This window comes from Enterococcus sp. BWR-S5 (assembly GCF_016745255.1).
GTDB lineage: Bacteria > Bacillota > Bacilli > Lactobacillales > Enterococcaceae > Enterococcus_L.
Window position 1 is genome coordinate 100,371 of sequence record NZ_JADOEQ010000005.1, and the last position, 24,028, is coordinate 124,398.

Genomic DNA, 24,028 nt, shown 5'->3' on the forward strand with positions numbered 1-24,028 from the left:
CGTAAGTTAATCAAGTTTAGCCGCTTCTGCAGATTCCTGTTCTACCTGCATTTTTTCGAATGCCTTGAAGAATGGGTAGTAGATCATTAAAGAGACGGCGAAACAAACAAATACCATCACACAAGCAACCCAGTTCCAATTTGATGTAATCAAGGCCCCCAGTGGTGCCGGAATAGAAAATGGCGGTTTGACCATCATTTTCGGCATCCATCCAAGAATCGTGACGATATAGACAAGTATGGTATTAACAATCGGAACTAAGATAAAAGGGATTGCCAATAGCGGATTCATGACGATTGGTGCACCAAAAATGACAGGCTCGTTGATATTGAAAATTCCCGGAAGAATGGAAAGACGTCCCAGCTGTTTCAAATATTTTGAACGAGAGAATAGGAAAAGGACGACTAAAGCCAAAGTTGCTCCGGTACCACCCATTTGTGCATACCATTGATAAAATTGTTCAGTGAACAGGTTAGGCAGTTGAAAGGCGCTAGTTCCATTTTGAAACAGCTCAGCATTTTCGATAATTGCCTGATCCCAGAATGGGCGAATGATTGGACCGAGAACAGCATGACCGTGAATGCCAAGTGCCCAGAAGAGACAAATCATAAATTGAGTAATTACACCGCCAAACAGATTATTTCCAGTTAGAAATCCTTTTAGTGGTGAAATAGCTAAGCTTAGCAGCTCATTTAGATTGAAGTTCAAAAAGTGTCTTGGAATCCAGAAAAGCAAGATGACAATTAAGGTTGGTAAAAGTGCGGCAAAGGATTCACCTACAACCGGAGGAACGCCCGCTGGCATTTTAATTTCCAGTTTTTTTTCTTTTGTGAAGCGATAAATTTCAACAGAAATAAGTGCAGCAACAATCGCGCCAAAGAGACCTTGTGAGCCTAATGGAGTAATGGGAATATATCGACCAGCAGTAACTGCCTGACCGACTGTATCCACTCCTTCTTGAATGTTAACAGGAACAACCATTAGTAAAGTGGCAAGCATAGACAGGAAACCACTGGTAATCTTATCCAATTTATATGTGCTTCCCAAAAAAGCACCAATCGTGAATGAAGCATATAGTGACATCAGTCCGACGGTAAAACGAAATGGAACGTCCAATGCTTGTATATAGGGGGCAATCATTTCTGAGTACCCGTCAATTGGAAGGTTTAATAGTATCGTGAAAAATGAACCAACGATTGTTAATGGCAGAATAGAAATTAGTCCGTTTCGTATGGCTTGCAGATGCCGCTGATTTCCGATAGCGTTTGCAATTGGCAGCAGCTTAACAGCTAAATTATCAAAAACTTTCATCATGAGAGATCGCTCCTTTAATTTGTAGAGGAAACTCGTCAGGTAACTGCCGAGTTTCTTCATTTAGGTGGTCCGCAGTCCGCTTCCCTAGATAACGTGGAAAAAGGGAAGTGGCGCTCCTTTAATTTATAGAGGAAACTTGTCAGGTAGCTGCCGAGTTTCTTCATTTAGGTGGTCCGCAGTCCGCTTCCCTAGATAACGTGGAAAAAGGGAAGTGGCACTCCTTTAATTTGTAGAGGAAACTTGTCAGGTAACTACCGAGTTTCTTCATTTAGGTGGTTCGTTGTCCACTTCCCTAGATAACGTGGAAAAAGGGAAGTGGCCCTCCTTTAATTTATTGAGGAAACTTGCCAGATAACTGTCGAGTTTCTTCGTTTTGGTGGTTCGTTGTCGATTTCCCTAGAAGATATGAAGTAAGGGAAATCGCACTTCTTCGTTTTTTATTCAAATCCATGATTCTCTGTCAGCTTTTTGAACCAGTGTCCGGATTTTTTGCAGGTTTTTTCTCCTGTTTCGGTGTCTAAACGGTAAAAGCCGTAACGGTTTTTATAGGCATTTCCCCAAGACCAGCAGTCCACAAAGGTCCACATATGGTACCCTAAGCAGTTGGCGCCTTCCTTCATTGCCAGATTCAAATAGGTCAAGTGCTCCTTCAGAAAATCAATGCGATAATCGTCTTGAACAATCCCATTTTCCATGAACTGCTCCTCCTCTTGGATACCGATTCCGTTTTCTGAAACAAACCAATCAATGTTGCCGTATTCGTTTTGAATTTTTTTTGCGATATCGTAAATTCCTTTTGGATAGATTTCAATCCCTCTGGAAGTATTCATTCTACGACCAGGCATCTCATAGTTGTCAAAAAACCATTCCGGAGAGAATACACCTTGAGGGTTAGGTAAGCATTCTTTTGCCTTTACCCGTCTAGGTCGATAGTAGTTAATACCCAAAAGGTCAATTTTTGTTGAAGCAATAAGAGCCGTGTCCGTCGTTGTAACCTCAGGAAGTTGGTCATATTCAAGAAGAACTGATTTCAGCTTATCGGGATATTTCCCCTTTAAAATCGCATCGTTGATACTTTTTGTATAGAAAAGATCAGCCATTTCAGCAGCTTCAAGGTCGGCTGGATGCTGACTGCGGGGATAGACAGGAATGACATCCATGATAATTCCAATTTTTCCTGAGAGCTTCATTTCTCGGTATATTTTTACTGCTTCACAATGGGCGAGGACGATATGATGTAAAACAGCGGCGGCTCTCTTAAAATCGACGACATAAGGATAATGCCGATCGTGAAGGTAACCGGCCTCAGCAGGAATCATTGGTTCGTTGAACGTAAACCAATAGTTTACGCGATCGCCAAACAGTTCAAAGCAAGTCCTGGCATAATCAGCATATGCCTGAATGACTTCGCGGTTTTCGAACCCGCCGATTTCCTGCAGCTTTATCGGCATATCGAAATGATACAAATTGATAAATGGTTCAATCCCCTGAGCCAGTAGCTCATCAATCATTTGATTATAAAAATCGACCCCTTTTTGATTCAGCTCGCCAACACCATCTGGGAAAAGTCTGGACCATGAAATTGAGGTTCGAAAAGAGTTGAAGCCAATCTCTTTCATTCGTTGAATGTCTTCTTTGTAGTCTTGGTAAAAATAAGAAGTATGTTCGGTTGTTACGCCGTCGTAAAATCGAAAGTTGAATTCTTTGGATGAATAATCCCAGATATTTTCTCCTTTGCCATCATGCGGCTCACGACCTTCTGACTGAGTGGCACTGCTGGCAGCTCCCCAGAAAAAGTTTTTTGGAAATTCCGTTGTCATGTTGTTCCTCCTCGTTTGTCTATTGCGGATTGTTAGGACGCCCTCTATAATGGAGTATAGCATCATGAATAGTGTAATGTTATACGCTTTCAATCTGTTGTCATTTGTGTCGACAGGTTGATACAAATGACAAAAATGTCACAGCCTGTGACAGGGGAGGGTACGCATGCTTTTTTTAGATTATATTCCTGAATTGAATCCTTTGGAGTACGAAATTTACCATTATATTGCGAACAATCTTAAGACAGTTTCTTATATGAGAATTAGAGACCTTGCGGAGGAAACACATACAAGTACAGCTACTATTCAGCGATTTTGTCATAAATTTGAATGCAGCGGCTTTGCAGAGTTTAAGGTTAAGCTTCAGCTCTATGCGGATTCCCTTCAAAAGGCTCAGGTTGCTGATGTGGATGAGACTCAGTACATTCATTTTCTCGAACGCGTGAATGAGCCGTTTTTAAAAGAAAAAATTGAGCAGGCGGTTGATATTCTTGAACAGAAGGGGTTGGTTTTGTTTCTCGGCTCCGGTTCATCAGAAATGATTGCGGGCTATGGTACCTTGTACTTTACAAATCTTTCTCAAACCGCTCTGCGTATTGAGGACCCCTCAAACTATCCTATTGAATGGTTCCCTGATGATGTGCTGCAAAACACCTGTGTAATTGCTCTATCTGTCACCGGAGAAACCAAAGAAATTATTCATTATATCAAACGTTTGAACACAAAAAAATGTCCAATTATTTCTATTACAAATAGTGATAGCTCGACAATCAGTCGGATGTCTGATTTGAACATCCCTTATACAATTAATCGAGAAACAATCTATAAAACCAGTGACAACCATGATAAAACGATTGAGCTGACTTCTCAGCTGCCTGCACTTTTTTTGATTGAAAAAATCGCCAAGCGCTTGAGACTACGTAAAAATATTTAGAAGCCGGTTCAAGAAATATAAGGAGAAAATTGATGAAAATAAAATTAATACTGGGAGATATTACAACGATGTCCGTTGATGCAATTGTAAATGCTGCAAATAGTTCACTGTTAGGCGGCGGAGGTGTGGACGGAGCGATTCATCGAGCGGCTGGAAAACAGCTGGTAGAGGAATGCCGAACACTTAATGGCTGTCGCACAGGTGAGGCGAAGCTGACAAAGGGCTATAACTTGCCGGCAGATTATGTGATCCATACAGTTGGACCTGTTTGGAATGGCGGCAGTAAAAATGAGCAGCTTCTTTTGCAGAACTGTTATTTGAACAGCCTGAGCCTAGCCGCTGCAAATAGTATACAGACGATAGCTTTTCCTTGCATCAGTACTGGCAGATACCGATTTCCTTTAAGACTTGCTGCGGAAACGGCGGTAACAGCAATTGTGAACTACAGCGAGAAGCATAACGATATAGAGGAGGTTGTTTTTAGTTGTAATGACCGAGAGAATTACCGGCACTATTCAGAAGTTTTGAAAGAGCTTCAATCATCCAATGTAACGATAGAGTTTCTATAGATAGGGATAAAGAAGTAAAGAGCAGCTTTAATTACTGCTCTTTTTTTCTGTTTTTTCTTTGCGCAACCTTTTTTAAAAGATGGATGGAACAGTTTGTTCTATAATAAGATTCATCAAGTAATTGATTTGGTAATCAACTTTCTGAACAATTCCAGACTGGCGGGTTCGATTCCTGTATTACTTATAAAGACACTGACAGCAATGCAACAGCCAATCTATCTACTTAAAATAGACTCATGTGTCTTGTAAGGGCGCCTACAGCAAACAAACAACCTACTCTTTTCCGAGAATGTGAAAACGAGCGCCCTGTAAAAAAAGGAGTGCAGCAGAAACAGCCTAGCTAGTTGTTTCTGCTGTTTAGCAGTGCCATGAAAAGCTGCAGCTGCTAACAAAGGAAGGCGGACGTTAATTGTGGAGCAAATTAAAAAACTGCTGAAAGAAAATAGAATCAAAGAAGTTTATCTCGTTGGCTTTGTTGATGAAATAAATGGGGTATTTGAGTTTTGCCCGGACCTTCGTTTCCTCTATTTCGAGTTTTCGGAAGGAATCATTGAATGTCGTTCTGTTGAACAGTATTCAAGACTTCAACTAAGGATTGTTGATTCAATCAGGCATGATTTTGAGATTGATGAGGATATGTTTGCAGCGACATCCAGAGCCGGCGAATTGATTTTGGACAATCCGGAATTGCTTACGAATGAGATTGCCCATTTGGTCGCTTATGATTTAAAGCAGATGGATGGGGGAATGAACTGTTTGGCGTTGGAAATGCAGCTGAAATCTGGACAGTTTATTTTTATAGATCCAACTTTTCTTCATGGGATTAGTGTAGGCAGTCATAACCAAAAGAAGCTGTGGAAGGAAAATCTGGTTGATAGACTAGCTGTGGAAGCAAGTGAGTATAGCGTATTTTAGAGGAAGCGCAGCACCTTTCTCTCGTATTTAATGATGAGAGAACATAAACGAACAGGGAAGAATGGGTGTGATAAAGGAGTAGGAGATAGGGATGGATTTTTATTGTAAAATGTTTGTCCAGACACCACTAACTAAAACTGAGTTGGTAGGTAGGTTGGCTCAAGAGTTTGGTTGGCAGTTTGATGCTCATTTTTCAACAGAAAATGACTATCTAAGCTTGGATATTCGTGATAATGAAGAATTTGATACAACGGGCTTGAACAAAGAAGCAACTGGATTTTTATTTTTTCGTTATTTTTTTGATATCGAGCTTTTAGATGAGCGCAAGGTGGACGAATACAAAGAGCAGGTAGCTCGCGTAATATACTTGCTACAAGATAGAAAGTGTTTGGTTGTAACCGCCTGTTCCTTCGAAGAGGAGCTGCCTAAAAGCGGGAAGTGTTCATTTTAAAGAAATAAAGAATCCCGAAGCCGTCAGGCCTCGGGATTTTTTATTCATATCTATTGTCTGAGTTTTCTTCATCCTGATAATGATTCTCCTCATTTGCCTGTTGTTGCTCCGGCTGTTGATAGTAATCATTTGGTTGCTCAGAGTATTGATTAGAGTAATTATCATAATTTGTAGAATAATCATCCTGTGAGTAAGTATCAGAAGGCTGCTCCTGATAAGAAGCTGGTTGTGTATAGTGTGCTCCTTCATCATAAGCAGTTGGCTGAGATGGATATCCGTCACTGTTCTCCTGATAGGAATTAGGCTGTGAATAGTAATCCGCTCCATTTTGATTCTCGTGATAATACCCATTATCTTGATAGGGCTGATTGTCTTGATAGGTTTGTTGTGTATCGCTTTGATTGTTCTGTTCCTCATAGCTAGGAGGATAATCAGCTGAAGCTTGATTTGTATAGTAAGCATCTTGATTTGAAGGGTACTCATTAGTCCCTTCGGTTTGGGTTGATGAATTTGTATTATTCAGATAAACAAAACTTTGGTCCTGAGATGTGGATGGTGGTGTTGTTTGAGCGACCTGCTGCTCCACCTTCATTTTAAGCTTGGATTGCTTTTTATCCTTATCTCCAGTTAAGGTTAGGTAAATAATCAAACCGATCATGATGATCGTTAGGATAATCAGCCCAATGTATTGGCCAAAAGATATAAACATGGTGACCTCCCCAGTCATTTGATTTTTATTAGAAAATATGCGAAATCATTCTTTAGATAAGAAGTGGTGGCTTTCATTGTATGAAAACAGTAACGCTTCGTTTTTGAATGAACCATTTCGTTGTATTCATATAGTTTATCAAATGTTTCTTTTGACGTCATCCTTTTTACAGGAAATTTTCAAAGTCTTAATCATCTTTATATGAAAAAGAATGAACATGGTTGGAAATAATTTACATAGATACTGAGAATCCTACTTTTAGTATTAAAAAGATAGCTGTTAAGGCTTTAATGAAGAAGGAGAGCATTTTTATTTATATATCTGATTTAAAATTCTTAATGCGTGAGGAACTAATCAGAAAAGCAGCTAATCGTTGTTTTAGTATGTAAGGTTAATTATTTGTAAAAACAGTCAATTATGTTTGGATAGATAAATTGGTTATGGTAAACTGTATAAAGCAAGCTTTTTGGAGGAATACTATTGAAATCAAAAGAGATGTTAAAAACTATTCTATTTTTTGTGGGATTGGCAGCAGTGCTGTTTTTACTTAGACAATTTGTGTTTACACCAGTAGTCGTGAAAGGCCATTCAATGGATCCGACACTAGCTGATGGAGAACGAGTAATTGCGTTTAAAAATACGAAAATCGAGCGTTTTGATATTGTAACATTTCCCGCTCCGGATGAGCCGAATAAGAACTATATTAAGCGAATAATTGGCTTGCCGGGAGAAACAATTGAGTACAAAAATGATGTGCTGTATATTAATGGAAAAGAGACCAATGAGCCTTATTTGGACCAGTTTAAATCTGAACTGACTGATGGCGGTCCGTTAACCTATGATTTTTCATTGGAAGAAATTGGCGCCACTACTGTACCTGAAGGCGAATACTTCGTTTTAGGAGATAATCGCAGAAACTCGAAGGATGGGCGTATGATTGGCTTTGTCAGTGAAGAAAAGATTTTAGGCGATGTCAAATTTGTTTTATGGCCATTAGATCGGTTTGGAACAATCTAGGCATTAGATACTAAGAATAGAAAATACAGCTGGGATGGCAAGTATCCCAGCTTTTTCTTTTGGGTTTCAATTTTTATTGTTGCAAAAATGAACAGGTTTTTGTGGTGGAAATCATCTGCCACGATTATAATGATGTAGAGTGAGTAGGTACTCGTCAGAGAAACACAAACTCCTCACATAGATACAGACTATTTTACTGCGGCGTTCAACTAATAACGGTTGACTCCCTGTTATTTATAAGAATCAAGGGAAAGGAAGTGGGAGCATGTCACTACAATTTATTCGAGGAACCGGAGAAAAGAATCTGGAGAAAACGTTGGTAGACAAAGCGACGGAATGGTTGGAATCTCACCCGAATAATGAAGTATTTTATTTGGTTCCCAACTATATTAAATTCGAAAAGGAAGTTCTCTTCTTAAAAGAAATCAGGAAGAGAATTGCACCGTCTGGAAAAATGATGGCAACGATGCGTTTACAAGTATTCAGTTTTCAACGATTGGCTTGGTATTTTCTGCAGCACACACAATACTATCAGCAGGAGCTGTTATCTGAAGTAGGGGCAGCAATGATTTTCCGTAAGCTGTTGAAGGAAAATGAGGAGAAGCTGACTGTTTTTCGCGGAGAAATCAATAAATCTGGATTTATCCAACAGCTGTATGCTTTGTATCAGGAAATGAAGGATGGAAATGTTGAGCTGTCTGATCTTGCGTTAATAACTGAGGCAGAGCAATTGCCGAATGATCAGGACATGGCACGAAAGCTGGAGGATATTCAATGGCTGTTTACTGCATTTGAGCAGGAGCTTGAGAAGCATGGAATTAATGAAATTGAGTATTTGACCGTTTTAAGTACGTATTTAAAGACGAAAGATTTAAGCAATGTTCTTTTTGTGTTGAGCGGTTATGATCGTTTTAATGCCAAGGAACAGCTTTTACTTCAAACCCTGATGGAGCAAGGTGCAGAGGTAAAGGTTGCGCTGACATTGGATCGACCATATGCGGATAGAAAACCGGAGGCCGTGGATCTGTTTTATGAAACAGGCAGTACCTACTTTGAGCTGTATCAACTGGCTAGAGAATCTCAGGTACCGGTTTTGACTGACGATGTTGAAAAGAATTATTCGCTCATTCAATCGGAAGAAATAGCCGCGCTTGGTGATTTCTGGGTTCAATCACGAAAAGAATTTAGTAACAACAGTACAGCGGATAAGATGCAGGATGTTGAATTGTGGTGTGCCGAGACGCCTAAAGAAGAGCTGGATTCAGTGGCAAAGGAAATTCGACGGCTCGTCGTCGAAGAAGGATATCGCTATAAAGATATTCAGCTTGCGACAAGAGCATTTGATGACTACCAACCTATATTGAAGCCGATTTTTCAACTGCATGATATTCCAATTTATATCGATCAGGAAATGTCTATGGAACAGCATCCGCTGGTTGAGCTGATACAGGCGTTATTCGCTATTCATAACTACCATTTTAGGTATCGTGATGTCTTGCGTTTCTTGAGAACAGAGCTGTTTTTCCCAGGTACCATGTATACTGAGGAAGTGCAATGGCAGCTTGAGCGAGATGATTGGCGAAGAAAGATAGATATCACTGAAAATATCGTTTTAGCCTATGGTTATGAGGGAAGTCACTGGACCAGAGAAAAGGACTGGACATTCATTCGGTATGATTTTGAAGAAGAAAAATTAGACGAGACTGCTGTGCTGGAAATGGAATCAAATGAAGTTCGTTATGCTGTAAGAGATATCCTACCGGCATTCTTTGCGAGTCTTAAGGAAGCTGAAAATGGTGAAAAAGCAGCAGCAATTTTTTATCAATTTTTGATTAACAGTGGTGTCGAAGAACAAATAAGAATGTGGCGGAATCAGGCGATTGCTGCAGGTGAGCTGGAGGAAGCAAGGAACCATGAACAGACATGGGATGCGCTGATGGCGCTTTTAGATGAATATGTCATGATTTATAGCGATGAGGCATTTGAATTTGAAAGCTTTCAAGAGATTTTTGCCAGCGGTCTGGAAAACCTGCGCTACAGTAAAATTCCAACGGCGATTGATCAAGTACAAATCCGTCATATTGACACTCTTCATCCCGGGCAGGGAAAAGTTACCTTTGCTGTTGGCTTAACGGATCAGGTGTTTCCGCAGAAAATTGAAAATAAAACATTGCTGTCTGATGAAGAAAGAAGTCGTATGAATGAAGGCTTAGCAGAAGGGAAATTCTTTCAGCAGGGAGTTAGTCAACGCATGGCACAAGAACCCTATACTGCCTACACCATGCTGCTATCCGCAACAGAAAAATTGTACCTGACCTATCCGAGAATGTCAGATACAGCGCATGATGTGAAGCCATCCTCTTATCTTTCAATTTTGCAGAAGTATTCGAAGCAGCCGTTTATTTACAAAAATAGTTTAACCATTTCAGATGATGAAGCGGCCAGCTTGCAGCATGTCGGTACTTACCGCACGCTGATTGGAGAGCTTACCAATCTGAAGAGACAAAACAAAGAAACCGCTATTGGTATATCCGGCTTTTGGCAGATGCTTGAGCGTTCCTTGCAAAACCAGCCTTTGGCACCACTAGCAGCGCAAATCTTCGAGAGTCTGAAACATAAAAATATACCTGAGCCTTTAGGAGCAGAGCTGGCAGAAGAGCTGTATGGGAAGCATATCTATACCTCAGTATCCCGTGTTGAGAGCTTTTACAGATGTCAGTATCAATATTTTTCACGGTTTGGTCTGCGACTGAGAGAGCGGGATGTATTTGGTTTGTCTTCGGCAGCGACAGGTGAATTTTTCCATGAGGCGCTCGATCAGCTGTTCAAGGTTTTGATAAAAAATAACCAACAGCTTTCCGAGTTAACAGATACTCAGCTGAACGAAGTGGCAGAAGAGGTACTTTTCAACGTCTTAGGAGATCAGCGATTCGATATTTTGCATTCATCTCATCGTATGAACTTTATTCGTCATCAGCTGCGCCAAACAATTAAAAAGGTCAGCTGGGCGTTAAAAAAACAAAGCGAGCGCAGCGGGCTTTCGACGGTTCAAACGGAAGTTTTGTTTGGTCAAATTGCCGGGAAAAAGGGTATCCGTGGACTGGAGCTGCCGTTACAAAATAACGGTCAAATCAGTGTTCGTGGGAAAATTGACCGTGTCGATCAGCTTTCAATCGATGGGGAGACCTATTTGGGTGTCATTGATTATAAATCGAGTCATCGTAAATTTAATTTAACAGAAGCCTACTATGGATTGGCCATGCAAATGCTGACATATCTGGATGTGGCACTGATGGATGCCGTTGATTTGGTTGGTCAGCAAGCCAAAGCGGCAGGCTCGCTGTATCTGCATGTGCATAATCCGATACTGGGCTTTGAAGGAGAAGAGCAGCAGGAAAAGCAGCTGCTGAAAAAATTCCAATTTGATGGTCTTTTAGTGAATGATTCGAAGCTATTAGATTATCTGGACCGTTCGCTCGAACCTAAACAGAGCTCATTGGTATTTCCAATTGAGGAATCTGCCAAAGAAATTATTAAACCCGGCCGAAGACAGGAAGATAAGTTCGTATCAAGCGAAGAGTTTGAACTATTAAGAACGCATAATCGAAACAAGTTTACAGAGGCCGGGAATAAAATGATTAGCGGGGAGGTCCTGCTTGATCCTGCCTATCAGGGGAAAGAACGGATTGCCTGTAAATATTGTCCATTCCGTAGTGTATGTACCTTTGACGTTATGCTGAAGGAAAATGATTACCACCGAATTGAAACAATGGGTAAACAGGAAATTTTGGATCGAATGAAACTAGGAGAGGAGGGACAAGCTGATGAGTAAGACAATTCCGTTAAGACCGCCTCATGAATTGTTTACAGACAATCAATGGCAGGCAATTTTTGATGAAGGACAGAATATTTTGGTCTCAGCTTCTGCTGGTTCAGGGAAGACGACAGTCCTTGTACGGCGCGTGATAGAAAAAATTAAAAGCGGGACAGATATTGATCGTCTGTTAGTTGTTACTTATACAGAAGCGGCTGCCAGAGAAATGAAGGAACGAATTCAGGTAGAATTGCAGAAGGCATTGACGCAAGAGACGGATCCACAGCAAAAGCAGCACTTTGTTCGTCAGCTGTCTTTACTGCCGACCGCCAGTATCAGCACTCTTCATTCCTTCTGCCTTTCGGTGATTCGCCGTTTTTATTATCTAATTGATATGGACCCGGTATTTCGTTTATTGACAGATGAAACAGAGATGCTGCTGCTAAAAGAGGATGTCTGGGACGATTTAAGGGAGAAGCTGTATGAAAGGGAAGAAGAATCTTTCTATCAATTAACCAGTAATTTTTCTAATGATCGTTCAGATGACGGGCTGACAAAACTGATTTTTTCTCTTTATGAGTTTGCAAAAGCCAACCCGGACCCGGAAGAATGGTTACAAAAGCTTCCGAAAGCCTATCAAATCGATGGCGATATTGGTGAGTCATCTCTGTATCAAGAGACCCTAAAGCCGCCGGTAATTGAGAGTCTGAAGCTGGCTATTCAAAGATATGAAAAAATGTTGGAGTTTTCTGTAGGACAAGAGAAAATGGAGAAGCTTGCAGCATTGAGTCAAAAAGAGCTGGAATGGACAACTCTTTTTACACAAAAATTGATGGATAATGAGCTGTCAGCTGCTTATCAGCTGACTGAGACCTTAAGCTTTGATCGTTTTCCGACTGTCCGAGTGCCGGAGCTGAAAGAGGATGTAGAGCAAATTAAATCGTTGCGAGAACAGAATAAAAAATCGCTTAAAGAAATTACCTCTTCGCTTTTTACTTTAGACCCGGAAAAAATGAAAGACATTTTAGAACAGGCAGCTGTTTTGGTTCAAACTATGGCCGAAGTTGGTGCACAGTTTATGGCAGACTATGGTTCAGAGAAGCTACGCAAAGGGTTAGTTGATTTTAATGACTTAGAGCATTTTACCTTGAACATTCTTTCAACGAAAGAAAATGGGGAGTGGCTGCCGACTGAGGCTTCGAATTATTATCGCAGCAAGTTTGATGAAGTGCTTGTTGATGAATATCAAGATATCAATCGTCTGCAGGAGAGTATCCTTTTCTGGCTTCGCCGTTCTGAAGCGGATGAAGGGAACCTGTTTATGGTGGGCGATGTCAAGCAATCTATTTACTCTTTCCGATTGGCAGACCCAAGCCTGTTTATCGAAAAATATACACGATACGGCAATCAGGAGGACGGTAAACGAATTGTTTTGGCTGAAAATTTTCGTTCCCGATCCAATGTATTGGATTTTACTAATTTGGTTTTTGAACAGTTGATGGATGAGCAAGTTGGGCAGATTCCTTATGATGAGGATGCGAAGCTGGTGAATGGGTTTCAGCAGTTCTTAGAGGCTGACGACTATACGACTGAAGTGTTGATTTATGAGAAAAAGAAGACTGCTGATTCACAGGATGATTTTCCTTTAGCAGCAGAGCTGCAAATTGAGGATAAGACTGAGGGCGAGCTGCATATGACTGCCCTAAAAATCCGCGAACTAATTGATCAAGGGTACCTCATCTATGACAAGAAATTGAAAGAAAGTCGTCCGGTTCGTTATCAGGATATTGTGTTACTGACACCAACGAAAAAGAACAATTTAACGATTCTGGAGATTTTCAAACGCTTCGATATTCCGTTACAGGTTAATGATGCGCAGAATTATTTTCAGGCAACAGAGATTCGAACGATGATTTCATTGCTTCAGCTGATAGATAATCCGTATCAGGATATTCCGCTTGCAGCTGTTCTTCGTTCGCCGATTGTTGGTCTTAAAGAGACGGAGCTGGTGAAGGTGCGTCTGGCCAAAAAAGAAGGGCTGTATTATGATGCGTTCCTAGCCTTTAACCAAGACCCGGAATCTTCTAACGAACAGCAGGTCGTTGAAAAAACACGAGCATTTGCTGAAAAATTGGCACGTTGGCGCGAGCTGTCTCGCAGAGTCAGCTTGTCAGAGCTGATTTGGAAAATTTATCAGGATACTGCTTATCTCGATTATGTAGGCGGAATGCCGGCTGGACAGCAAAGGCAGGCGAACCTCTATGCGTTAGTTGATCGAGCGGCCAATTATGAGAAAACCAGTTTTAGAGGGTTGTTTCAATTTATTCGTTTTATTGAAAAAATGCAGGAAAAGGATAAGGACTTAGCCGAGCCTGTCATACTTGAGGATGAAAATGCGGTTAGGGTCATGACAATTCATGCCAGTAAAGGGCTGGAGTTTCCAATTGTTTTTCTACTGGATATGACGAAGGAATTCAATCTGTCTGATTTGAAGGAGCGCTGCATTTTTGATGACCGGTTGGGCGCAGGTGTCCGTTTTCTTGATGAGGAGACACGTGTCCTTTATGATACACTGCCGTATCTTGCGTTGAAGCAAATTAAAATGAATAAGCTTCTTTCCGAGGAGATGCGGAAGCTGTATGTTGGACTTACCCGTGCGGAACAAAAACTGTTTCTTGTTGGTTCTTATAATGATCGAGAAGCAGCTTGGAAAGAATGGGGAAAGGCGAAGGATACAGAGTCATTGGTACTCCCTCAGGAAAGTCGCCTGCAAGGAAAAAGCAGTTTGATGAATTGGATTGGTATGACTCTGATTCGGCATCGGGATGCTGAGCCAATCAATGATTTTTATGAGACAGCTAAGGTAACTGAAGTAACGAATCATCCAGGACGGTTCAAGATTTCGTTTATGGATGAGCAACAGATTGAAGCTGGTTTTTCAATGGTACAGCATGGGGTTGGGCAGGGGCAGTCCGTCCTTCACCAACCTGAAAAGGAAAATCAGGTGTTGCTAACCAGAGGGTTGAAAATTCTAAACTATGAGTATCCGTATCAGCTTGCTGCGCATACAACCAATTATCAATCGGTTTCAGAAATCAAGCGTATTTTTGAAGACCCTGATGATCGCTCCATTGGAAAGCTGGAGATTGGCGAAAGCCAAGTCTCTCATTCCTCAGGCATCGTTCATAGGCTGACTACTCAGGAGCTTGGCAGACCAAGCTTTTTTCAGGATGTTCAGCAGCCGGCCTCTGTGGAGATTGGAACAGCTACCCACTATCTGCTTCAGCTTATTGATTTGTCACAAGAGCCGACCTTAGAAAGCTTACAGGAGCTATTGCATAATCTAGTCTCTCAACGACTCATTGCAGAAAAAACCAGTGAACGGATTGATCTGCATAAGATACTTGATTTTTTCCAATCAGAGTTGGGCAGTATGCTATTGGTGCATTCAGAACGAGTCAAAAGAGAGCAGCCGTTTTCTATGCTGCTTGATGCTGAGGAAATTATCAAGGATTATCCGGAAAAAGCCGAAGACGAGCTGCTTATTCACGGAATCATCGATGGCTATATCGAGTTGGATGAAGAGTGTATTCTATTTGATTACAAAACAGACTATGTAAGGAATAGCAATGATCCGGCAGAGCTAGAAAAGGTCATCAAACGTTATCGAGGACAGTTGAACCTCTATCAGAAGGCGCTGGCTTTAACGATGAACAAACCGGTAACTCACGTATATATGGTCTTACTGCGTGCAGAAGTAATGATTGATATGGTGAGCGGTGATGTGATTCCAATTAAGAAATAGGAAATTGAAAAGCAAATGAACTTACAAATAGTAAGTTCTGTGCTATACTCATGGCATGAGGTGAGGAAAAATGGAACAAGTAAAAACAACCAACTTTTCTTTGTGTCCCAAATTTGAAAAAGCATTTAGCATCCTAGGTAAAAAGTGGAATGGCTTGATTATTGATGTGTTGCTGGAGGATGGACCTCAGCGCTTTGGCGAATTAAAGAATAAGATTCCAATGCTGAGTGATCGTTTGCTTGTAGAGCGGTTGCGTGAATTGGAAAGGGAGCAAATCGTTGCGAGAGCTGCACGTTGTGAAGACTCCGCCAGATTGGAGTATTTCTTGACAGACAAGGGTCAGGATTTACAATTGGCAATGAATCAGTTGCAGGTTTGGGCAGAAAAATGGGTTACTGAAGAAGAATGCGGTTGACCAAATTCAGAAGTTCTTGTAAAATATATGAATACGACCAAATAGACAATATGGTGTAGAATTGCTATTGTTTATAGTGCAAACAATAGCCACTCTTCGTGTAGCGTATTATTTCGTGCGATTCATATAGAGTCAATTGAATAATAAAGAATGTTGATGGAAGCAAGTAATTTGGCTGATTCGTACAAGGGAAGACCTGTCATAGACTGGAAGCAGGTCACGTAATCGAAAAATGAACATTTCACTTCCGGAGTTTGTTTTGTCTTGATTGACTTGACCGGCTGATGTCGTTAAAAAATAGAGTGCACAGTGTTTTTTGCTGTGAATGAGGATGGTACCACGAGAGCTCGTTCCTTTTTTAGGAATGAGCTCTTTTTGTTTTTTTCAGGATGCCGACACTATTTTTTAAGAAGTATGCCAGTTAGATGAAAAGACAAGTGAGGAAATGAATAAACTGCGAATTAACAGCAGTGAGCGTATAAAAAGAAAGGATGGAAATGTATGTCATTACAGACACAGCTTGAAGTGTTGAAGGATGAAACACTTTTGAAAATTAATGAGTCGAGTGATTTAAAAGAATTAAACCAGATTCGTGTAGAAACACTTGGGAAAAAGGGACCAATTACTGAAGTTTTGAGAGGAATGAAGGATCTTTCTCCCGAAGAACGACCTGTAGTTGGAAGCTTTGCCAATGAAATCAGAGATGCGTTGAATCAAGCGATTGAAGAACACAAGGAAGTGTTGGAAGCGGAAGCGATGAATGCTTCTTTAGCACAAGAAACGATTGATGTGACGCTGCCGGGAGAACAAATGCCTCGCGGAACCAGACATGTTTTGTCTCAAGTAATGGAAGAGATAGAAGATATTTTTGTAGGTATGGGTTATCAAATTGTTGAGGGTTATGAGGTTGAGTCGGATCATTATAACTTTGAGCGAATGAATCTGCCTAAGGATCATCCGGCAAGAGATATGCAGGATACATTTTATATTTCCGATGAAATATTGATTCGTACGCATACATCCCCGGTACAGGCACGAACAATGGAAAAACACGATTTTTCTAAAGGTGCTTTACGGATGATTTCTCCGGGGAAAGTTTTCCGCAGAGATACGGATGATGCTACCCATAGTCATCAGTTCCATCAAATTGAAGGTCTGGTTATCGACAAGAATATTACAATGGGCGATTTGAAGGGGACATTGGAAGTTGTTATGAAGAAAATGTTTGGTGAGGATCGCAGCATTCGTCTTCGACCAAGCTACTTCCCATTTACTGAACCCTCAGTAGAAGTCGATGTCAGCTGTTTTAAATGTGGCGGCTCCGGCTGTAATGTATGTAAGCATACTGGTTGGATTGAAATCCTTGGTGCAGGTATGGTTCATCCTGATGTACTGAAAATGTCAGGCATTGATCCTGAGGAATACACAGGATTTGCCTTTGGCTTAGGACCTGATCGAGTAGCGATGCTTCGCTACGGTGTCAATGACATTCGAAGCTTCTATCAAAACGATTTACGCTTCCTAAATCAGTTCAAAGGACAGTAAGAAAAAAGAAGGAGGCACTATTTCTCCTATCAAATTTTTAGGGAAATAGGAATCGAACCTCCAAAATAAAGAAACGGGACAGTTGCCTGGCCTGTTTCCTCACTAAATTGTAAAGGAGAGCCATTATTCTAGTGTAGGAACCTCTAGAGATAATAGACATCGGACCTCCAAAATAAAGAAACGGGACAGTTATCTGGACTGTTTCTACAATAAAACGTAAAGGAGTTATAACTAATGTTAGTTTCTTATAAATGGCTAAGCGAATATGTTGACCTGTCAAAGGTAACGCCAAAAGAGTTGGCAGATACTATGTCTGTCACTGGAATCGAAGTCGAAGGAATCGAAGTGCCTGAAGAAGGCTTGAAAAAAATCGTTGTCGGAGAGGTAAAAGAATGTGTTCCTCATCCGGATTCGGATCATTTATCAATTTGTCAGGTAGATATCGGTGAAGAAGAGCTGTCTCAAATTGTTTGTGGTGCGCCAAATGTAAAAGTGGGGATTAAGGTAATTGTTGCGCTTCCCGGTTCCCGTATCACTGGAAATCAAAAAATTAAAAAAGGAAAAATGAGAGGTGAAGTGTCAAATGGAATGATTTGTTCACTTCAAGAGTTGGGCTATTCAGACAATGTCATTCCTAAAGCATACGCTGAGGGAATTTACTATATGCCTCAAGAGGCAGTAAATGGAGATAGTGTCTTTTCTTATTTAGATATGGATGATTCAATTATTGAGCTATCGATTACACCGAACCGGGCAGATGCGCTAAGTATGCGCGGTGTTGCCTATGAAGCGGCGGCAATCTATCGCCAGACCCCTAAGTTTGAAGAAATCAACTTACAGGAGGATACTTCTGAAAAAGCAGAGGATTACATTTCTGTAGATGTGGCGGATAAAGAAGACGCACCCGCTTACCAAATCCGAATCATCAAGGATGTAAAAATTCAGGAAAGTCCTCTTTGGCTGCAAACACGTTTGATGAATGAAGGCATTCGTCCAATCAACAATGTTGTTGATGTGACAAACTACATTCTCCTATTGTTCGGTCAACCGTTGCATGCATTTGATTACGACAAGCTGGGAAGCAAAAATATTTTGGTTCGTCGAGGCAAGGACAATGAAGAAATCGTTACTTTAGACGGAGAGACACGCAAGCTCTCTGCTGAGAATATTGTTATTACAAATGGCGAGGTACCTGTCGCATTAGCAGGAGTAATGGGAGGAGCCGATTCAGAAATTACGGAGGCAACCACTACTGTAGCGTTAGAATCTGCTTTATTCAATAGCCTTTCTATTAGAAAAACATCAAAGCAATTCAATCTGCGCAGTGAATCATCCAGTCGCTTCGAAAAGGGCATCAATAAAGGAACAGTTAGTGATGCCGGTGCGGCAGCAGCAGCAATGATTGCCGAGCTTTCAGGCGGGACAGTTGTTTCAGGAGCAAGTACAGGCAGTGAATTGGTTGTTCCTCCTGTTGAGGTTAGTGTTTCAGTAGAACGCGCCAATAAATACTTAGGCACAGAATTGACAGATGAGGATGTAGCAGAAATCTTTACAGCACTTGGTTTTGATTATACTGCTGCAAACGGTGTTTACACAGTATCCGTTCCTTCAAGAAGATGGGATATTACGATTGAAGCTGACTTGATTGAGGAAATTGCCAGAATCTATGGTTACGATAAATTGCCTTCTACATTACCTAAAGGTGAGACAGTAGCCGGCAGTTTAACAGATACACAACGCTTTGTTCGTAATTTAAAAGGAACATTGGAAGGCTATGGTGTGAGTGAAGCTATCAGCTATGCACTGACTACAGAAGAAAAAGCCGGACAATTCTCTATGAAGGAGAGTAAAGCAACGAAACTGAATTGGCCGATGAGTGAAGAACGTTCTGTTCTACGAATGAACTTGATTTCAGGATTGCTTGATGACATAAACTACAATGTTGCACGCAAAAACAGTGCGATTGCTTTGTATGAAGTGGGGCATGTGTTCTATCAAGAGAAAGATCCATTAAAGGATTTGCCGTATGAAGAAAATCATTTGGCACTTGCTCTGACTGGCGATCAGCTGGAAAAGGATTGGCAGACAAAAGCGAAAGCAATTGATTTCTATACAATCAAGGGAATCTTAGATCATCTATTTGAGATGACTGGTTATCAAGAATCGATTACGTATGAAGCAACACAGAATATGAAAGAAATGCATCCTGGTAGAACAGCTTATGTTAAATTGAATGATGAAATCATTGGTTTTGTCGGACAAATTCATCCATTAACAGCAAAAGCTTATGATATTCCTCAAGCTTATGTAGCTGAGTTGAACTTACATGGCTTGTTGGCTGGAGAAAAAGCACCATTTGTCTTTGAAGCAGTTTCTAAATTCCCGACAGTTAATCGCGATATTGCCTTGCTTGTGAAGGAAGAAGTAACTAATCAAGAATTGACAGACTGTATTTGGAATCATGCCGGACGTTTCCTGAAACATGTTCATTTATTTGATGTTTATCAAGGAGAGAATATTGAAGCAGGAATGAAATCAATGGCGTATAGCTTAACTTTTGCTAATTCTGAAGCCACATTGGTAGAAGAAGAAATCAACGGTGCAATGAAGAAAATTGAAAAAGCATTGGTTGAACAGCTAGGTGCGGAAGTTCGCTAAGAAACAAGAACTAAAAAACAGTTACCTTTAATATGAAAAGGGACGATAGCTAAAGAACCTCTCGAGAGATTGAGGGGTTCTTTATTTTGTAAATGAAACTCTTAGTCGTAAAAGCACTTTTCTAATGATACACTATTTTATAGGCAGTTTCCCTTTATCTGAACAACAAATTTTCTATTGATGAATGTGAGATTGGACTCGTTTTAGGCAATAAAATATTCAGGCTTTTATTTTAATTTTTTGGAGATGAACAAATGAAAAAGAAACCGTTACCAATTATAGCTCTGCTGGCAATCCTTGTTCTTTGTACAGGCGTATTGTCGATGAAAAAAAGAACAGGAAATTCACATTTAGAGTACCTTTATGGTTACGCAGAGGATGTGCGAAGTGAGTCAATAATCATCGTATTAACGCGTTCTTTTTCTAAGTCGAATGATTTAACGCCAAGACAAGGAGACAAGGTATATCTTTTTATTCCCTTAAAAGAAGTGCAAGAAGAGCTGCTGAACAGCTATGAAAAGGGTGAAAATATAAAGATTTCGGTCTATGATTCAAACAGTATTCACAATAGTAATGGGTTGTATTCAGTGGTGATTATGGATAGTGATCAGATAAGTAAAAGCGGTTCGAATTAGTCATGCTATTTCAACTTAAAAACTATGCCATGTCCAACAGTATTGGTAAAAGAAAAAAGTTGAATATTTACTAACCTATTGCAGTATGCACTGGTTAGTAAATATTCAACTTTTTAAATTAATACCCTTTCGCCCAATTACGAGACAGCCATCTCGAAAACTGAGAGATAGAAAAGTTGACGAGAAAATAAATCAAGGCAACGATTCCGTAGATTGTAAATACTTGTCCGGTTTGTCCATATCTTCCCATAAGAATATAAGATTTTCCGAAAAGCTCTTGAAGAGCGATGACGGAGTAGAGGAAGCTGGTATCCTTAATTACTGTTACAAATTGTGAAACAATTGCAGGGAGTACGTTTCTGATTGCTTGAGGCAATACAATATAACGCAGAATTTGGAGCTTGCTGAACCCTTGTGAACGAGCGGCCTCCTTTTGTCCTGTGTCAACGCCATTCAATCCACCACGAATAATTTCTGCCAATGCAGCAGTGGTAAATACGGTGAAGCTGACAATTCCTGCTGGTGTTGATTTAATTCTAAAGATTAAAAAAATTACATAAATCCAAAGTAAGTTTGGAATATTTCGAACGATTTCAATATAAATACTGGCAAGAATCTTGAGCGGTCCTCGTTTTTGATTTCGGAAGACAGCTAAAATCGTTCCGAAAATCGTACTCAGCACAATAGCGATAAACGAGATATACAGGGTAAGCTTAAGACCATCAAACAAGAATTTCATATTGTTCGCTGTAAATATTTGACTGATTTGTTCTGACATCGTTTACCCCCTTATCTGCTATAGGCTTTCTTATTTTTTTCTTCCATTCTGCGTGCAAAGGTAGCCAATGGAAAGCAGAGAATGAAATAGAGAAGGCCGGCTAACGCGAATGCCGGTATATAGTTTAAGTTCGCAGAAGACCAGCTGTTCGCGGCAAACATGACATCGGCACCAGAAATGATTGCGACCGTTGCGGTATTTTTAATTAAGTTTACCAGCTGATTTGTTAATGGCGGCAACATGATTTTCCACGCTTGCGGTAAAATGACATACATCATAGTTTGCTTGTAATTAAAGCCTTGTGAAAAGGCAGCTTCAAACTGTCCTTTGGGAACAGCACCAATCCCGGAACGAACAACTTCTGAAATGTAAGCCCCGTGGTACAATCCAACACAAAGAATAGCTGTAGATGTTGCAGAAAAAACAAAAAATGGCTGTCCGTTAATGAGAATCAATGGTAGCCCGTAATACACGACAACAAACTGAATCAGCAAAGGTGTATTTTGAAAAATTTCCACATATACTCGGCTGAGTGCTTTCAATAGTTTGCTTCGCGTCGTAGACATGCTTCCGAAAAGAATACCCAAGGCTAATGCAAGCGCAAGGGCTCCTAGAGAAATCATGATTGTATACAGAAAAGCATCTGCAAACAGACGCCAATCCGTTAAAAGTGCCCGCCAGCGATGAAGGGCAAAAGGCCCTTCATTCAGCCAGGAAGCAGTAGCTAAAAATGACATAACAATCCCTCCTAAATTCTTTTATTCCACACTCGAATCAGAAAGGTTAATCTAAATTCCAAGTTTTGTAGATTTCTTCCAATGAACCATCATCCTGCCATTTTTTAATCAGGTCATCAAGATAGTCATTCAATTCAGCATTTGATTTTTTAGTTGCGATACCATATTCCTGAGGAGAGAAGCCGTCAGCAAGAATTTCTGTGTTTTCATCAACATAACCACTCAAGATAGATTTATCCACTGAGAAAGCATCGATTCTCTTAGAAGTCAGAGCAGTTTTCAGTTCAGGGTAAGAACCAAGCTCTTGGAACTTGAAGGATACGCCCAATGTATCTCCTTCAGCGATAATAGCATCTTTTGTTGTTGCAGATTGAGCGACACCGATTGTTTTTCCATCCAGGCTCGCTGTATCAGTAAAGCCGTCGTCTTTTCTCACTAGGAAACCAACTTCATCTTGATAATAGGGTGTAGTAAAGTTATACGTTTCTTTACGCTCATCTGTAATTGTGAATGTCGCAATGACCATATCTAGCTCACCATTATCTAACAAAGGTCCGCGAGTTTTTGCAGTAACACCGACAAACTCTACGTTGTCTTCGCTACCAGTTAGCTCTTTGGCAATTTTGCGAGCGATATCAGGCTCCATTCCTTCATTCTTATTTGAGTCAGGATTCATATAGCCGAAGTTCGGAATATCTTCTTTGATTCCTACTTTAATTACACCGGCTTCTTTAATTTTATCAATTGCTGAACCGCTGGAATTTGCTGCATCTTCACTGCCGCCACATGCTGTAAACAATCCTAATAATGCCAATAGTGATAACCCGCCAAGTACTTTTTTCATGCTTTTCATAAATTTTCCTCCCAGTTTACTTGTTTTATTCAATAGAATGAAGCGTAGTTCATTATCGTAATCGTATTTATTTGTTTTTGTGTTTCTTCTTTGATTATGAATTATGGATAATTTTACTTAGAAATTCTTTTGCACGTTCATTTTGTGTGTTAGTAAAGAAATGCTCCGGAGTTCCGGTCTCCACGATTTGTCCATCATCCATAAAAATAACCCTATCGGCTACCTGACGTGCAAAGCCCATTTCATGTGTAACACAAATCATTGTGATATTTTGCTTTGAAAGGTCAACCATTACGTCCAATACTTCTTGAATCATTTCAGGATCAAGTGCAGAAGTCGGCTCATCAAATAGAATAACCTCAGGATGCATATTCAATGTTCTTGCAATAGCAACACGCTGCTGCTGACCGCCGGAAAGCTGTGCAGGATAAGCATTCGCTTTATCAGCTAAGCCAACTCGCTCCAGATACTCCATACCTGTTCGTGTAGCTTCCTCTTTGCTGACACCTTTAACTTTTATAGGCGCCAATGTCAGATTGTCGATAATCGTTTTATGGGCATATAGATTAAAATTTTGAAAGACCATGGCTACTTTTTGACGTATCTGCTGGATAGGTGCTTTCGGTTGGGTGATATCAACACCATCAACAGTTATTTTTCCGTCGGTTACTTTTTCAAGTCGATTGATACAACGAATCAAAGTACTTTTACCGGAACCCGATGGCCCAATGATAACGATTTTTTCACCGTGATCGGCAGTTAATGAAATATCTTTTAATACGTGATGGTCACCAAAATATTTGTTTACATGTTCCAAAGAAATCATAGTCGTGCTCCTTTACTTAGTTGTGGCTAACTCCTAGAACTGCATATCTGAGTTTGCTCCATTTTGGAGGTCTGTTATCCCCATTCCTAAGCCGAAAAATCGGCAAGAAATATAGACCTCATTTTTTATTCCGATATACCCATTCCGGTTCTCATAAGAACAAAAGGGGAGACTCTCTTTTAATATGAAGATAGTTGATGTGCAATGACATCTTTTAAGTATGAAGGTACTTT

The 24,028-nt window shown here is 40.4% G+C and carries 19 protein-coding genes; 12 read left to right on the forward strand and 7 right to left on the reverse strand.

The window, feature by feature from the left end; translation table 11 throughout:
- Positions 1-6: 6 nt before the first annotated feature.
- Positions 7-1,311 carry a PTS sugar transporter subunit IIC gene (locus IW510_RS08140; protein WP_202058632.1) on the reverse strand — a complete coding sequence of 435 codons (1,305 nt, stop codon included), beginning with the start codon at positions 1,309-1,311 and terminating at the stop codon, positions 7-9.
- A gap of 440 nt (positions 1,312-1,751) precedes the next feature.
- Positions 1,752-3,134 (reverse strand): glycoside hydrolase family 1 protein, encoded by a 1,383-nt coding sequence (locus IW510_RS08145; RefSeq protein ID WP_202058444.1) that lies wholly within the window; start codon positions 3,132-3,134, stop codon positions 1,752-1,754.
- 166 nt (positions 3,135-3,300) lie between these two features.
- On the opposite strand from IW510_RS08145, the gene IW510_RS08150 reads away from it, so the two are divergent.
- From IW510_RS08150 to IW510_RS08170, 5 genes are all read left to right on the forward strand, one after another.
- The gene (locus tag IW510_RS08150; protein WP_202058445.1) at positions 3,301-4,068 is read left to right on the forward strand and encodes a MurR/RpiR family transcriptional regulator; all 768 of its coding nucleotides are present in this window, start codon (positions 3,301-3,303) and stop codon (positions 4,066-4,068) included.
- Positions 4,069-4,097: 29 nt separating this feature from the next.
- Positions 4,098-4,637 (forward strand): O-acetyl-ADP-ribose deacetylase, encoded by a 540-nt coding sequence (locus tag IW510_RS08155; protein WP_202058447.1) that lies wholly within the window; start codon positions 4,098-4,100, stop codon positions 4,635-4,637.
- A gap of 93 nt (positions 4,638-4,730) precedes the next feature.
- Positions 4,731-4,886 carry a hypothetical protein gene (locus IW510_RS08160; RefSeq protein ID WP_202058449.1) on the forward strand — a complete coding sequence of 52 codons (156 nt, stop codon included), beginning with the start codon at positions 4,731-4,733 and terminating at the stop codon, positions 4,884-4,886.
- Positions 4,887-5,048: 162 nt separating this feature from the next.
- Positions 5,049-5,552, forward strand: a complete 504-nt coding sequence (locus tag IW510_RS08165; protein WP_202058451.1) for a hypothetical protein — start codon at positions 5,049-5,051, stop codon at positions 5,550-5,552.
- Positions 5,553-5,643: 91 nt separating this feature from the next.
- Positions 5,644-6,003 (forward strand): hypothetical protein, encoded by a 360-nt coding sequence (locus IW510_RS08170; protein WP_202058453.1) that lies wholly within the window; start codon positions 5,644-5,646, stop codon positions 6,001-6,003.
- A gap of 40 nt (positions 6,004-6,043) precedes the next feature.
- On the opposite strand, the gene IW510_RS08175 is transcribed toward IW510_RS08170, so the two are convergent.
- Complete coding sequence (locus IW510_RS08175) at positions 6,044-6,712, reverse strand: hypothetical protein (RefSeq protein WP_202058455.1); 669 nt, start codon at positions 6,710-6,712, stop codon at positions 6,044-6,046.
- A 474-nt stretch (positions 6,713-7,186) separates the two neighbouring features.
- Here IW510_RS08175 and lepB point away from each other — a divergent pair, with 474 nt between their 5' ends.
- The 7 genes from lepB (at position 7,187) to IW510_RS08210 (ending at position 20,601) form a co-directional block, all read left to right on the forward strand.
- The gene (lepB, locus tag IW510_RS08180; protein ID WP_321388162.1) at positions 7,187-7,729 is read left to right on the forward strand and encodes a signal peptidase I; all 543 of its coding nucleotides are present in this window, start codon (positions 7,187-7,189) and stop codon (positions 7,727-7,729) included.
- A 265-nt stretch (positions 7,730-7,994) separates the two neighbouring features.
- The gene (locus tag IW510_RS08185) at positions 7,995-11,561 is read left to right on the forward strand and encodes a PD-(D/E)XK nuclease family protein (protein WP_202058457.1); all 3,567 of its coding nucleotides are present in this window, start codon (positions 7,995-7,997) and stop codon (positions 11,559-11,561) included.
- Entirely contained in the window at positions 11,554-15,348 is a 3,795-nt protein-coding gene (gene addA / locus IW510_RS08190) for a helicase-exonuclease AddAB subunit AddA (protein WP_202058459.1), read from the forward strand. Before IW510_RS08185 ends, addA begins: the two co-directional genes overlap by 8 nt.
- Before the next feature lie 70 nt (positions 15,349-15,418).
- Entirely contained in the window at positions 15,419-15,763 is a 345-nt protein-coding gene (locus tag IW510_RS08195; protein ID WP_202058461.1) for a winged helix-turn-helix transcriptional regulator, read from the forward strand.
- 501 nt (positions 15,764-16,264) lie between these two features.
- Positions 16,265-17,308 carry a phenylalanine--tRNA ligase subunit alpha gene (pheS, locus tag IW510_RS08200; RefSeq protein WP_202058463.1) on the forward strand — a complete coding sequence of 348 codons (1,044 nt, stop codon included), beginning with the start codon at positions 16,265-16,267 and terminating at the stop codon, positions 17,306-17,308.
- Between the two features lie 234 nt (positions 17,309-17,542).
- On the forward strand, positions 17,543-19,966 hold the full coding sequence (pheT, locus tag IW510_RS08205; RefSeq protein ID WP_202058465.1) for a phenylalanine--tRNA ligase subunit beta: 2,424 nt from the start codon (positions 17,543-17,545) through the stop codon (positions 19,964-19,966).
- 254 nt (positions 19,967-20,220) lie between these two features.
- Positions 20,221-20,601, forward strand: coding sequence for a hypothetical protein (locus IW510_RS08210; RefSeq protein ID WP_202058467.1), 381 nt, complete (start codon positions 20,221-20,223; stop codon positions 20,599-20,601).
- Positions 20,602-20,719: 118 nt separating this feature from the next.
- Here the strand turns inward: IW510_RS08210 and IW510_RS08215 are convergent, their stop codons facing one another.
- The 4 genes from IW510_RS08215 to IW510_RS08230 form a co-directional block, all read right to left on the reverse strand.
- Positions 20,720-21,379 (reverse strand): amino acid ABC transporter permease, encoded by a 660-nt coding sequence (locus IW510_RS08215; protein ID WP_202058469.1) that lies wholly within the window; start codon positions 21,377-21,379, stop codon positions 20,720-20,722.
- Between the two features lie 11 nt (positions 21,380-21,390).
- Complete coding sequence (locus IW510_RS08220; RefSeq protein ID WP_202058471.1) at positions 21,391-22,116, reverse strand: amino acid ABC transporter permease; 726 nt, start codon at positions 22,114-22,116, stop codon at positions 21,391-21,393.
- Positions 22,117-22,162: 46 nt separating this feature from the next.
- A complete protein-coding gene (locus IW510_RS08225) occupies positions 22,163-22,969 on the reverse strand; it encodes a transporter substrate-binding domain-containing protein (RefSeq protein WP_202058473.1) in 807 nt (268 codons plus the stop codon).
- A 94-nt stretch (positions 22,970-23,063) separates the two neighbouring features.
- Positions 23,064-23,795 carry an amino acid ABC transporter ATP-binding protein gene (locus IW510_RS08230; RefSeq protein WP_202058475.1) on the reverse strand — a complete coding sequence of 244 codons (732 nt, stop codon included), beginning with the start codon at positions 23,793-23,795 and terminating at the stop codon, positions 23,064-23,066.
- Between the last annotated feature and the right edge of the window lie 233 nt (positions 23,796-24,028).